Origin of the sequence: Trichodesmium erythraeum IMS101 (assembly GCF_000014265.1) — a bacterium.
Classification (GTDB): Bacteria; Cyanobacteriota; Cyanobacteriia; order Cyanobacteriales; family Microcoleaceae; genus Trichodesmium; species Trichodesmium erythraeum.
The window spans coordinates 6,763,039-6,777,627 of sequence record NC_008312.1 but is presented as its reverse complement, the minus strand read 5'-3'; the positions used below and the strand labels follow the sequence as shown (position 1 = coordinate 6,777,627).

8 protein-coding genes are annotated in these 14,589 nt (G+C 35.1%); 3 read left to right on the top strand and 5 right to left on the bottom strand.

Annotated elements, in window-relative coordinates; translation table 11 throughout:
• Nucleotides 1-126: 126 nt before the first annotated feature.
• The 4 genes from TERY_RS21240 to TERY_RS21225 form a co-directional block, all read right to left on the bottom strand.
• Nucleotides 127-504, bottom strand: a complete 378-nt coding sequence (locus TERY_RS21240; protein ID WP_011613712.1) for a DUF732 domain-containing protein — start codon at nt 502-504, stop codon at nt 127-129.
• A gap of 250 nt (nt 505-754) precedes the next feature.
• Nucleotides 755-1,768, bottom strand: a complete 1,014-nt coding sequence (locus tag TERY_RS21235) for a DnaJ C-terminal domain-containing protein (protein ID WP_011613711.1) — start codon at nt 1,766-1,768, stop codon at nt 755-757.
• Between the two features lie 1,066 nt (nt 1,769-2,834).
• Nucleotides 2,835-3,008: a hypothetical protein gene (locus tag TERY_RS33790; RefSeq protein WP_011613710.1), complete on the bottom strand. Its 174-nt coding sequence runs from the start codon at nt 3,006-3,008 to the stop codon at nt 2,835-2,837.
• 82 nt (nt 3,009-3,090) lie between these two features.
• Nucleotides 3,091-4,377 carry a glucose-1-phosphate adenylyltransferase gene (locus TERY_RS21225; protein WP_011613709.1) on the bottom strand — a complete coding sequence of 429 codons (1,287 nt, stop codon included), beginning with the start codon at nt 4,375-4,377 and terminating at the stop codon, nt 3,091-3,093.
• Nucleotides 4,378-5,617: 1,240 nt separating this feature from the next.
• Between TERY_RS21225 and TERY_RS21215 the strand changes: the two genes are divergently transcribed.
• Nucleotides 5,618-8,173, top strand: coding sequence for a HEAT repeat domain-containing protein (locus TERY_RS21215; RefSeq protein WP_011613708.1), 2,556 nt, complete (start codon nt 5,618-5,620; stop codon nt 8,171-8,173).
• Between the two features lie 16 nt (nt 8,174-8,189).
• Here the strand turns inward: TERY_RS21215 and TERY_RS21210 are convergent, their stop codons facing one another.
• Complete coding sequence (locus TERY_RS21210; protein WP_011613707.1) at nt 8,190-10,262, bottom strand: S8 family serine peptidase; 2,073 nt, start codon at nt 10,260-10,262, stop codon at nt 8,190-8,192.
• A 580-nt stretch (nt 10,263-10,842) separates the two neighbouring features.
• Between TERY_RS21210 and TERY_RS21205 the strand changes: the two genes are divergently transcribed.
• Together TERY_RS21205 and TERY_RS21200 are read left to right on the top strand one after the other, a co-directional pair.
• A complete protein-coding gene (locus TERY_RS21205) occupies nt 10,843-12,324 on the top strand; it encodes a glycoside hydrolase family 13 protein (RefSeq protein WP_011613706.1) in 1,482 nt (493 codons plus the stop codon).
• Nucleotides 12,325-12,740: 416 nt separating this feature from the next.
• Nucleotides 12,741-14,078 (top strand): lysine 2,3-aminomutase, encoded by a 1,338-nt coding sequence (locus tag TERY_RS21200; protein ID WP_011613705.1) that lies wholly within the window; start codon nt 12,741-12,743, stop codon nt 14,076-14,078.
• Nucleotides 14,079-14,589: the final 511 nt, after the last annotated feature.

Sequence of the window (14,589 nt, the reverse complement as noted above, 5' to 3'; positions counted from 1 at the left end):
TGCGTTTTTGGCTGTTGTCGGTATGAAAACTTCAGCTACATGAATAGTTCGCTTCCTTTAGAGAAGTATTTAAACACATAATACCAGGGTTAAAAATTACTTTTAACTTTTTATTTGCACGTAGCGCTATAGTTTCAGTTCTTGTAACTTTAAATTATGTTTTGGGCAAAAAGAATTTACACCTTTAGCTATCACCTTACCTGTATAATGAGCTGCTGTTTTTAATTGTTCTTGTGTGAAATTTAACTGAAGTAGTGATATGGCTGCTTGGCTGGCAACTTGTTCTACAGAAGTACCTTTTTCAAAACTTTTACAAGCATCACGAGCTAATTCTGATGCTTTTTCATCTCCCATTATATTATGTATTTCTACCTCTGCTGGAGTTAATGAAGTTTTTAATAAGTTTTCAAATGATTCTGCTTGAGCAGGACTAGATAATAATATGTTTAATATTACGGTTATACTAATCGTTAAACTTTGACGTATTTTATTATTTTTTTCCATACAATAACCTTAAAAAGGATAGATTTTTTAAAGAGAATGTCAAAAGTCCTACAATTGACTTTTGACTTGAAAGTGGTTTGAAACTATTAACTTTAATGGTATCTATAAAATAAGTCTTAAGGTCTGCTAAAAACTTACGCTTCAGTAGGTTATAAGGAATCTTAGATATTATCAAGTCTAACCGGGGAAGCGTACAAAATTACCCGAACTACACCATGATTTAATATTTTATTTACAGATACCCTCTTAACTAAAGAGATACATTTTTTAAATGACTACGAGGATCAAATGTACGATTAGCTGTTATTTTCTCATAACATTCTCTTTCTAAAGAACTAATATTTTTGGGAGCAGTAATAATAATTCTTACTAATTGGTCAGTACGTTCCTCTGATTTAGGTTTAGGCCATCCTTTACCCCGTAACCGCAAAGACTGACCAGAACGAATACCTGCAGGAATATTAACATTAACCATCCCATCAGGAGTTGGTACTTTAATAGATGTGCCTAATACGGCTTCATCGGGAGTTATTGGCACTTCACAAAGTAAATTATCTCCCTCAAACTGGTAGAAAGAATGAGACTGAATTTCTACTTTTAAATACAAATCTCCTTTTTGTTGAGTATATTGGTCTAGTTTACCTTTACCCTTAACTCTGATCTTACTTCCTGATTTTACTCCAGGGGGAATTGAAACTTCTCCACTACCGATACGTTTTTGTGTTCCCCGAAAAGCTTCTGCAAAAGTCAGGGTAATTTCAGCTTCTAAATTTAGGGAGGTTGCCCAATTGGGATTATTAAAACTAGAAGGATTATAATACCCATTATTAAATCCATCTGGCCAACTTGTATTTGTTTTGTAGCTATTATTTTTTCTTCTACCGCTATTACTACTACCAGGGTTACCACCACGTCCTAATAAAGCATTGATAAAATCTTCAAAGGAGGCATACTGACTAAAGTCAAATTCACTAAAATCTACATTTCTACCACTATTCCCACCAGGCCATCCACTACCACTAGAGCCTACCTGTTTCCAGTATTGACCAAATTGATCATATTTTTGGCGTTTTTCTGAGTCTGATAAAACTTCATAAGCTTCATTAACTTCTTTGAAACGAGCTTCTGCTTTGCGATCGCCAGGCTTCATATCTGGGTGATACTTACGAGCTAACTTCCGGTAAGCTTTTTTTATTTCTTCTGCACTAGCACTTTTGGTTAAGCCTAGAATTGAGTAATAGTCTTTAAAATCAGTTTTCGCCATTTATTCTCATCCTTATCTTATATTTTGAGTAGTTACTTAATGTTAATATATGATTTTTTTTATTTTAGTAATGAGTTGAAGTTGACATTTGAGAGATGAACATAAAGTTAAATGTTTAAGGTAATATCTGTAGTGATTTTTAGAAAAAATGGAAGATAATAAGATAGTTTTTAGTAGTAAAAAAAATAAAATTTTCTAATTTGTAAATACTATATTAATAGCATTATAATAGTTTACTTGGGTAATATGTATAGCCCTATGGATCAGTTAAAATTGAAAAGTAATTTCTGAGTAAGTTTAAATTTAGGGATGTACTAACCTCAGCGCCCTAAATAGGTAGTGGTTAAATATCGATTATTACGGTTTAATAGTTATGCTTTCTCAGATATGAGTATGTTTTAAGCCTCAGATCGAGGTTGACGATACTTTTCTCTACTATCCCCTCAAGACTTTTTATGTTATGGTAAAAACTATCCTTTGATATTGGTAAATAATACACTATAGTCAATATTAAAGTTGATTTCCTTCATTATTAAATTTATCATAAGATTAACATTTAGCTAAGTTCGGTTTTTCCTGAAAGACTAATAGCAATTGCCGTACCCAAATTTTTAGTTATTAGTAATCAACTTTTTTGTTTCCCCAATTTGAAATCATTTATGACTAAACAGTTAGTAATAGATATGTTTAATTTAGTCTAAGTAGAAATCTTTTTTTCCTAATAAATAATGAGAAATCATGAGAAATATTTAGAAATCAATGTTATTTAGATTTTGTAATTCCTAGTAATTCGTTGAATTTTATCCCACCCTTTGTCACAAATTGGAGAAGTATCTGTTAACTAGCGCTACATTTTCATTATTACTTCTTCTGATACTTGGCGCTGTCGTTATTTATTCTTTTATATGCATAATTTTAATCATTTGTCAAGCAATAAACCAGGTATGTGGCTAAATCCATTTTCTCTAGCAAGATTAATAAGTTATTTGAGTCCCCGACATTCTGTATTAGTAGCATTATATATGGCTAGAGATGTTTTGCTGACAGCTTGGTGAGACTGTTGCTGTTATTGCTGCCAAGCTTTTAACCAAAGCTCCTGAATTGCTCGGTCACTAAATAATTTAGCACAGATAGCATTAGTAAAAATTAGTTGATACTGAGAATATCTAGAAACTATTTTCATGGCTAGAGTGGATTTACCACTAGCTGGTATTCTAATCAAAATAATTATTCTGGTCATAAATTAGTAATTAGTATTTAGTGATTAGTAGTATTTAGTCATAACTACTAATCAACTGAACTACTAATACTAACAACATTTACTAAATCACTGTACCATCGGGAATAGTAGCATTTTTCAAAACAACAACAATACCACTGCGAATGATAAACCCTTCCTCCTCACGTTGGGCTTCTTCTACATTGTCCTTATTGATTATTTGGACATTACAACCAATGCGGGCATTTTTGTCAATAATTGCTCCACGAATTTTCGTTTCAGCACCAATACCCAAAGGTACAGAACCTTTTTTTAGGCCATATCGACGTTCTGTAGGAGATTCATAGAAATCTGAACCCATTAGCAGAGAATCTTGAATTATACAATTAGCTTCTATACGCGATCGCACTCCTAAGACACAATGGTCAATCCGACATTTTTTAAGAATACAACCTTCTCCCACAATTGACTCTGTAATCTCACAGTCCAAAAGTTTGCTCGGAGGTAAATAACGAGAGCGGGTATAGATAGGGGCTTGTTCATCATAAAAGCTAAAGGGTGGCTGAGGCTGTTGAGTCAAAGCCAAATTAGCTTCATAAAATGATTTGATGGTTCCGATGTCTTCCCAGTAACCTTGGAATGGGTAGGCTTGAAGATTATAAGATTGAGCCGACTTGGGTAAAATTTCCTTACCAAAATCTGTATCCTCTGAATCTTCTATAAGTTTGATCATTGCATCTTTATTAAATACATAAATTCCCATAGAAGCAATATAAGGTTGTTTTGTAGCTATTTCTGGACTGACTCCTAAAATAGAAGTATCAACTGCCATAGCTTTAAGGGCATTACCTTTCGGTTTTTCACTAAATTCAACAATTCGACCTGAGTTATCAATTTTCATGACGCCAAACTCGGAGGCCCGTGCTTCATCAATAGGCAAGACAGAAAGGGTGATATCTGCCTTGGTGTCGATATGGCGTTGGACAAAGTCTCGGTAGTCCATACGGTAGAGATGGTCTCCAGAGAGAATTAGATAATAATCAATATCCCACTCTTTGAATAACCATATATATTTACGGACAGCATCTGCTGTTCCTTGAAACCACTCTGGATTATCTTTAGTTTGTTGAGCTGCTAGAACTTCGACAAAACCATCACTGAAACCTGAGAAGTTATAGGTACGAGTGATATGGCGGTTTAGAGAAGCTGAGTTAAATTGGGTCAAAACATAAATTTTCTGGATTTCTGAGTTTATGCAATTACTTATAGGAATATCTATTAAACGATATTTTCCTGCTAGGGGCACTGCAGGCTTGGCCCGTAGTTTTGTTAAGGGATATAAACGGGTACCTGCGCCACCGCCTAGAATTATACTTAGTACGTTTTTCACGGTTAAACCTCACTGCCAAAAACACTCATACTCTAAGTTTCCAACGGTTAGGGATCCTTGACAAGGGGGTAAATATAGGAGAAGTCAGAAGTAGGAGGGAATGGCTATTTACCCCTATATTATTGTTGTGACTGAATTCAGAAGGGCAAGAGTGTCCGTGCTATTGATAGGAACTGCTGTATTTTGAGATATGCAGGATTTAGGTATTAGCACTATACATAGTGTATTTTTGGTAATTATTTGAGATATTTTCAGTACAATTAGTGTCTTGATGTAAGTGTTTATATGATCAGGTTAATTTTTGGTTATGGATAGATGATCGCTGTTGATGAAGTCAAAAATTAGAAGTTTTCTGTATTGTTGATTTTTCAGAAGAGTTAGTCTCAGGGGTTTTGTATTGTCATGCTTTTTAGTTAGAATAGATAAATATATTCTAAATTAAAGTTATATAAGTTAGAGCAAAGATAGTTATATTCTTACTGTCAATGAGAGGCTATCTGATGGTGCTAAAAATTTGGGAATATCTGACCAAACTGCTTGGAGAATGTGGAAGTGAGGTGAAATTAAAACCTCTCAACTTCTTATCGCTACAATTATTGTCAGCACTGACAAGCAAAATTCTCAAGGTATATCTATCTATACTTGTGTATCTAGTTGGGCAAATAAATCTAATTTAGATTTCCAATTAGAAAGAATGAAGTTTTACTGTATAGCTAAAAGTTATTAAATCAAGCATATTGTTAAGGGGGTTAGCAGTGGTTTCAATTCTTATCGCCAAAAGCTTATTCAATTATTAGAAAAAAATAATGATTCAATAATTGTTTGTGAAGATAAAGCTCGGCTAACTGGAGTAGGATTGAAATATTTAAAACTGTGATAAAATCAATAATAGAAAGATATTGGAATTGTTAATTCAGCGTCGAAAAAAAAAGTAGAAAATATTTTAGAGGTAAGATTAATCCCCATAACGAGAGTTTATATAGTAGAAATATTTTCCGAGTAGACTGAAGAACAAAGTGAAGTTTCATGGTTTTCAGATTATGTGGATTTAGGGTTAGATAATTTAGCATTTATTACCTAAAATAAGTTAATATTTTCACTGAGAATATTATTTCGATAGTGAGCTTTGTCGTTAAGCTATTATGAGTAAAATTTTATAAAGCTAGTTAGTTAGAATAAATGTCCATAAAATTGTTGACTATATAAAATTATGGATTAATTGAAATTGGAGAATTTAATCATGGGGTATCGCAGGCTAAATTTATCTAGGTTGGGGTGTGCTATTTTAATTGGTATTTCTTTGTCTTTGTTGATGAATAGAAATACTTGGTCACAAGAGGCGATCGCTCCTAATATTCAACCATATATTGACCAGTTAAATGATGATAACCCTAGCAACGATAAAGAAGCAATCCAAAAAATCAAGAAAACTAATGATATTGATGGATTAATCATAATATTAAATAGGGGTCAATTAAGAGATAGTCAAGCTGCTATTAAAGTTTTAGGAGAAATAGGCCCTTCAGCTAAAAAAGCTGTTCAACCTTTGACTAAGGTACTACAAGATGACCAAAAAGATGTAAAAAGTCGTTGGTTTGCTGCTAGAACTTTGGGTCAAATTGGTTCAGAAGCTAAAGCTGCTGTTAAACCTTTGATTCAGGAATTAAAAACAAATCAGTATCAGCCTATTGTTTTTTATAGCATTCATGCTCTAATGCAAATTTCGCCAACAGAGCCAGAAACTGTTGAAGCTGTAATTTATACTTTAGAAAATTATGATGATGATGATGTGCGTCTTCGTGCTACTAGTGCTATTGCCTCTGCTATTGAAAAAATAGAAAGTTCAGAAAGGTTAAATAAAACTCTTGTTAAACTTAAAAAACTAACTAACAAAACAAATAATTGGCAGGTAAGATTAGGAGCAGCTCATTCACTAGGAAGTAGTGGTAGAGATGTTAAACTAGCGGTAGAAACTCTGATCAATCTTTTACAAGAAACTGATGAAGAAGTTCTGAAAAAATCCCTTGAATCTCTAAAAAAAATAGCCAATTTACTTCCTAGCAGAGCACCATTGCTTATTTCCCAAGAAAGGAAAGATGCTATAAGTGGCTTAGAAACAGTTTTAAAGTTTTTTCAGGATAATCAAGATAAATTCTCCAAAATAGAAGAAATAAATCAATTAGAAGTTGATTTAAAAAATACGCTTACAATTATTAAAAAAACAACACCAAATCTGCCATTTGAAATAATTGTTAATTTAATAGCTACTCACCGGACAATATCTATTCCGTTATTTGTTTTATTCCTATGGTTTTTATCAATTTCATTTTTATTTTTGATTAATCCGATTCAGTTGTTGCGAATTAATAACTTTTTACAACGTTACACTGATATTCCATTGCCTGAAATTTTGGGAGGAATCAAGATTTCATTAAGAAAATTTTTGTTTGATATTCACTACCATCCTAGGGTGCTTGATGAATGGGTTAAATTAAAAATTGACAAAGCTAATCATGAATTTGAAAAGAAGCCTACTGTTGAGCAGCGAAAAGTTCATATTCGAATACCTGTTGATATAGGTAAAAAATCTATTTCACAATTAACTGGAAAAGACTTGCAACGAAACTTTGCAGAACAAAAAGAATGCATACTTATTTACGGAGAAGGGGGCTCAGGAAAAACAAGTTTGGCTTGTCAGATAGCTCATTGGGCAATGTCTAATATTCCAGAAGAACGTTTATGTAAACACCAGATGTTGCCAATTTTACTAGAAGAAGAATTGAATTTTGAAGTCAAAAAAGGAAAAAAGGTTTTTCTTGAAGCAATTCGTGGTGCCCTACGAGATTTAGTTGATGAGGAAGATACCTTGTCTGAAGAATTGTTGGAACAGCTTCTGAGAAAGCGACGCCTTCTAGTTATTGTTGACCGCTTTTCAGAAATGAGCGAAACCACTAGAAATCAGATACGACCAGAATTACCTGATTTTCCTGTTAATGCTTTAGTTGTTACATCTCGCCGTGACGAAAGCTTAGGAAGTGTAAACAAAACAACAATCAAATTAAAGCCTATTGAAGGTAATAGACTTTCCGATTTTATGGACACATACTTAGTACATCGGGGAAAAAGAGATTTATTCGACAATCAAGAATTTTTTGAAGGCTGTAGCAAGCTTTCAGCAATGGCAGGTAATAGTCACATGACTGTTATGTTGGCTAAACTCTACGCTGAACAAATGATTGCAGTTAAAACGAATGAAATTTTAGATGATCTACCAAGTAATATTCCTGACATTATGCTATATTATTTAAGCGGGCTAAATAATATAGCAGAGAATCACTTGGATAATCCGTCTGTACACCGTGATGCTAAAGTTGTTGCTTGGGAATGTATCAGACAAAAATATCAACCAGGAAGGGCTACACGAGATATTGTAATCGCTCAACTGGCTCAACTGGGTGGAGATGAGCCAGAAGCCAGGTTAAAATATTTGGAATATCGCCTTGGTATTATTAAGACAATTAAACCAGAGGAAAATGAAATTCGTTATTCTCTCGATCCTTTAGCTGAGTATCTTGCAAGTCTTTACCTAGTCGACACTTACCAGGATAATGGCAATTTATGGCGTGACTTTTTGACACAGGTACATACTTTATCAGGTCAACCTAATTCTAGCGTAGGCTTTCTAAAAGCTTTGCATGAATGCTGTTTAGCTAAAAAAGATAAAGTTCAAATACCTGATTTTTTCTTGGAGGAACTTGTTTCGATAATTGATTATTTAGATGCGGACTATAGCTAAAGCTAATTTATTGTTTTCAATCCTCGCATATCGGGTAGCAGTTTCCTTGTTCATCCGTTTCACAGTAACATCTTCCTCCATCTAATATAGTTTTAGGGATTAATCGACTATTGATATTATTAGTATTACTAATTTCCCCTAAAGCTTTAATTGCCCGCGACTGCACATCTGATTTATCTTTCAATTCCCACCATGAAGCATTTAAATAATCAATTATTTTTACAAGACCATTTAACGCAGTTTCCTGATATTGCTTCATACTCAATAAACCTTCAGCAGCTGAAACGCCACTCTTAAGGCATTGATATAAATTATTATGTTCCTCCTTATCCTTTGGGGGCTTATCTTCTGGATCCTTTGGTAATAATAACACTGGCTCTAGCAACATCCTCAAACGATATGCTGCCTTCATTGCTGGTGTGCGAGAAATCAAGTTAGCCTGACTAATAACCAACTGATACTCACCCTCAACTCCTTCTACATTTTGCAGTGCTTTATCTAAAGCCCAAAGAATTTCTTCGTAATATTTTCCAAGTTTGCAGTCCATAATAATCTCCTTTGTTTGAATTTGATTTGTAACTAAAAATTTCTCTGGTTGTTGCTGTGCTAATTGAGTGCTATTTAAAATAGTCTTGCCGCTAGCCTTAGCTGCCATCATTGTTGCCTGAAAAGCATCAGCTAAACCAGACCCAGTTGCCAGATCCACGCCAGCATTTGCCTGATTTCCTCCCGTACTCAAACTACTTTTCCCCGTAAAAATATCACGAGCAGTTTTTTTCAGAAAATCCCGAGCTTGTTGGGGTGAAATTTGAGGATATACCTGCTTCATCAAAGCACAAATACCCGCCAACTGAGGAGCTGCTGCAGATGTACCACTAAACACAGCCCAACCATCCTTCGGCAAAGTCTCATCTCCATAAGGATAGCCAATATTTCGTGCTCCACGAGTAACATCCATCAGACTCCCCGGCTGTACTGGCAACATAATATAAGTTGCCCGTGGTAGTTTGCCCACTAAACCACAAACATCAGGCACAGTTCGTTGGGGAAAAATTCTGCTCCTGAACCCACTAGCATAGTCACTAGCTTCCAACTTGCCATCAGAAGACATATAAACACCGCCAGCAGAAATCACATCAGGATGTTGTCCAGGAAAACTCCAGCCTCCATTTCCAGCGGAGAAAACAACAATAATTCCCCGATTTACTGCATCTGAAACTATCGCTGACATTACTTTAGCAAAAGCAGAAAGAGGAGGGTCTCTTTGATCATCACCCCAACTACAGGATATAATATCAGGATTTAGGGAAACCGCTTTTTTAAATGCTCCTACTGAATTAACCAATGCAGATTTTTTTGACTTAGCCTTAACCATTGTCAACTCAACATTTGGTGCAATAGCAAACAGATTAGCTGATTCCCCGGTCCCGTGACCATTTTCATCTAATTCTGGGTTAACTGCACCCCCATCCAGCACCACCTTACCTTGATAACCATGAGACTCAAAAAAAGGATGACGATACCAGCCAGTATCAACCATGACTACCTTGACACCACTTCCTGTGATACCTTGGTCATGAAGTCGATGAGCATTTATGCCTTGACAAATATCATCTGGTACATTGAGATGCCAATAGTTGGGTTTTGGAGGAGTAACTGAGGCCGTATTATAGACAGGTTCATTAATTGCCACTCCTTCTATCAAGTTAGTTAAAGAGCTACCAGAGGCATCTATTAACCCTGATATTTCTGCGTTGGGAACAGATAAAAATGTTGCTTTTGTTGGGTAAAGTCCTCCTTTAATTATGGGAATTTCTTGGGTAATAATATTAGTCTGAAAAACCCGTTCATAAACTTCTGGAGGGGCAGCAATAGTAATACTTATTGGTCCCTCAGAGAAAACATTAAAACCTTCAGCACGCAACTTTTCTGCGGTGGCATTAACTAACTGAGGTTCTGAATAAAACCGCTCTACATTCTTGCTGGTAATTATCTCTGATGTTTTCAAAAGTGAATCTCCACTCTGAGAACGTACAGAAACTTCAGCATAAATAATAGATGGCAAATTCTGGTTTTGTGGTTTCACCATTTTTAGTTTTTCATTTTTCTGTAAAGATTAACTATAGTGAAACTTATTTGACATCCTCTTATCTTAATTATCCAGATATCAAATAATTTCCTGAAATTACTGAGGGCGCTAAAGCGTTGAACTCCCTCGATGGGCAGGGATAAAGGGAAAAGTTTACTTTTCTGACTGCAAGGCAATAGAGACCCAATTGTTTGGTAATCATAAATTATGAATTGATTTCGTCAGTTTCCTTTACCAATTTTAGAACCCATATATTTTAACTTTTATCTATCACTTTTATCTATAAAATATATCTCCGGGGACTTAGTTTTTATTCAAGTATTTCAAGGATATGAGTTTCATTTTAGGAAAAGTATAAATTGATTGTCTAGTAATTGTCATAAATTTTAATGTTATATTAATTTCTCCCATAAAATTTCATGAACTTAGGCTACAATAGTCATCTTATCTGTGAAATAATTTCCTGAAATTACTGATCAAGTCTAACTTTTAACTTTTGACTTCTCTTTAATTGTATAATATTATAAGATTAATTGACTGTCAAAATAGTAGTGGTTTTTGTTCAAAGAGAAAATTATTTATGCAAATTCAAACACCAGAATGGGTTAAACAGGCTGTATTTTACCAAATTTTTCCAGATCGTTTTGCTAAAGCTCAACCAACGACTGAAACTGGAAAAGGAATAGACAAAGGTTGGTATCCCAGCAGTCTAGAACCTTGGGATGAATATCCTACTCCTCAAGGTTATAAAGGAGGGAACCTCTGGGGTGTCATTAAAAAACTTGACTATCTTCAGGAACTTGGTATCACAGCTATTTACTTTACACCAATTTTTCAGTCAACCTGTAACCACCGCTATCATACTCATGACTATTATCGAGTCGATCCAATTTTAGGAGGTAATGAGGCTTTAAGGGTATTAATAGATACTGCTCACGATCGCAATATTAAAGTGGTTCTTGATGGAGTTTTCAACCACGCTAGCCGGGGTTTTTATTTCTTTAACGATATCCTGGAAAACGGTCCTTATTCTCCCTGGTTGCATTGGTTCAAAATAGAAAATTGGCCTCTGTCTGCTTACGATGGTAGTTTACCTGCTAATTATGTGGGTTGGTTAGATAACCGTGCTTTACCTGTTTTTAATCATGACAACCCAGAGGTCAAAGAATACATTATGGAAATTGGAGAATATTGGTTAAAATTTGGTATTGATGGTTGGCGGTTGGATGTACCTTTTGAAGTGAAGACTCCCGGGTTTTGGCAAGAATTTCGCGATCGCGTTAAGGCTATTAACCCAGAAGCATATATTGTGGGTGAAGTCTGGAGTAACTGCGCACAATGGTTGGATGGTACTCAGTTTGATGGAGTGATGAATTACTTATTTACTGGTCCAACTATTGCTTTTACTGTAGGCGATCGTGTGGATCTTGAGCAAATTGAAGGCCGTGACTATGTAGCTTATCCGGCTATATCTGCTGTTGAATACGGTCAAAAAATGCAGGAGTTACTGCAACTTTACCCTTGGGAAATTCAATTAACTCAACTCAATTTATTAGATAGTCATGATACAGCTAGAGTTTTGAGTATTGCTAAAGGGGATAAAGCAAGTGTTGAATTAGCGACTCTGTTGTTAATGACTTTTCCCGGAGCACCAAGTATTTATTATGGTGATGAGGTAGGTTTACCGGGTAAGTTTGACCCTGACTGTCGTCGTAGTTTTCCTACTACTGAAAAATGGGATCGTGAAGTTCTGGAATATCATAAACAGTTAATTGCTATTAGAAAAGAATATTCAGCTTTGCGCACTGGTAATTACGAAGTGTTGTTTGCCGAGGGAAATGTTTATATTTTTGCTCGTATTTTAGAAGAGGAAGAAATTATTGTAGCTGTTAACATTGGTATAGAAGCAGCAAAAGTAAATGTTATTTTTAATAAGCTTAAATCTCAACCTAATAAAGTTGTTTATGGTAGTTGTAAAATTTCCTGGCAAGGAGGAGATGAAGCTAGTAAATTAGAGTTATATTTGCCAGGAAGAAAAGGTTGTATTTTGGTTAAAGATTAATTGGTGTTATACTTGGGAAAATAGTATATGGAGATGAACAATAGAAACTGGGGATTAAGATTTTATCTCTTTGCACCTATAATAAAAATAATATGTAATATTTATTGAGTAGCTATTAAAATCATCTAAATATTTGATATGTTCATCGGGTTTAAACAGAGCTATTATTATGGAGGTAAGGTCAAAATAAGTTCAGAAGCTAGAAAGATTAGAGGGAAATTTCAAAAAGGCGATGGATACAGAAATGGGTTGGGTATAAGTTGAGAGAACTTACATTTTATAACATCAATTGTGTTAAAAAATTCCTGTGCATTAACCTCAAATAAATCATTTTTGCTTATTATGGTGTTATCTTAAAAACTGCTAAAAAGTTATAATGGTAATAACTAATAAACTAGGAAAGTGCTGTAAAACTTATGAGTAGCAAAATTGAATCCTTAAAAATACGTTTTTATGGGGCTAAAAATCTAGATTCTATACCCCAATTAAGTAATTTCTCCGAGCAAGATCGCCTAGGTATTAAAGCTGTTGCTCAGGTTTTACCCTTCCTAACTAATAATTATATATTAGAACAATTAATTGATTGGAATAATGTTCCTAACGATCCAATGTTTCGGTTGACCTTCCCTCATCCAGAAATGTTAGAGTCAAAAGACTATAACCATATTATTCAGCTTTTAACAGAAAATGCTCCTAAAACTGTTTTAAAACAGGCAGCTAACAAGATTCGTCAGCAACTAAACCCTCATCCGTCAGGACAAAAACAGCACAACGTTCCTACCTTTAATAGCGAACCTGTTCCTGGAATTCAGCACAAGTATCGCGAAACAGTTTTAGTTTTTCCGACTGCGGGGCAAACTTGCCATGCTTATTGTACTTTCTGTTTTCGCTGGCCACAATTTGTGGGGCTTGAAGGTTTAAAATTTGCCACCCGTGAATCAGGAATGTTTCAACAATATTTACAGCAACATCAGGAAGTCAGGGATGTCTTATTTACAGGTGGGGATCCAATGACTATGAAAGCAAGGCAACTGAGTCTTTACATCGATCCTTTACTGGAAGCTAAATTCGATCACATCCAAACAATTCGGATAGGGACAAAATCAATTTCTTTCTGGCCTTATCGTTATGTCACCGATGAAGATGCTGATAATACCTTGCGCTTATTTGAAAAAATAGTCAAACGGGGGAAACATTTAGCAATAATGGCTCACTATGAACATTGGCAGGAACTGGATACTCCAGTTGCAACTGAAGCAATTCGACGGATTCGCTCTACAGGGGCCCAGATTAGGACTCAAGCGCCCGTGGTACGCCATATCAATGATTCTGCTGAGACTTGGGCAAAAATGTTGCAAATGCAGGTGAGTTTAGGCTGTATTCCTTATTATATGTTTGTGGAGCGACAAACAGGTGCAAAGAAATATTTTGAAATTCCTTTGGTGCGGGTTTTGGAAATTTACCGAGAGGCTGTAAAACAAGTGTCTGGTTTAGCAAGAACTATAAGAGGTCCATTAATGTCAGCTTTGCCCGGAAAAGTAGCTATTGATGGTGTTGCTGAAATTGCTGGGGAAAAGGTTTTTGTATTGTCGTTTTTGCAAGGTCGCGACCCTGACTGGTGTAAGCGACCGTTTTTTGCTAGTTTTAATCCAGATGCTACTTGGTTGAACAATCTCAAACCTGCTTTTGGGGAAGATAAATTTTTCTATGAAAACCAGCTTGAGGAGATTTTGACCCGACAAAAGTTATTCTAATGGTTTATGACCGTTTTGATAAATCTACGGTTATTTATGTCAATTTATTATTTTTCCTCAAAAATACAGGAACTGAGCTGATCAAAAAGTCTATTCAGGATTCATTGACTTTTTGATAAAGCTTAAATTCCAAAAACGGATCTTAAGGTTAGGTAGTAAGAGAAAACAATACAGAGATTTTTAAATTTCTGTGGCAGATAGTATAGTGAGGAAATATGTATTGCTTCTCCCAGGTTACTTATGGGTTAAATAAAATCTACCGTACGAAAAAAACTGTAGAAAATCCTAACAGCTTTTATCTTGATATTGGATTAACCAATACAGGCTGTGCGGCACAGCTCACTATTCCCTCGGCAGTAAATACCTCTAGGAATTTCTTGTCTTAAATTTGAAGACTGCAATTGATATCGTCATTAATGACTATACCAGTTGCACTTCTGAATAAACCACGTTTGACTCGTTTACCCCCAGAAATTTTATGTTTAACTAGTAGCTCAAGATCAATTGCAGA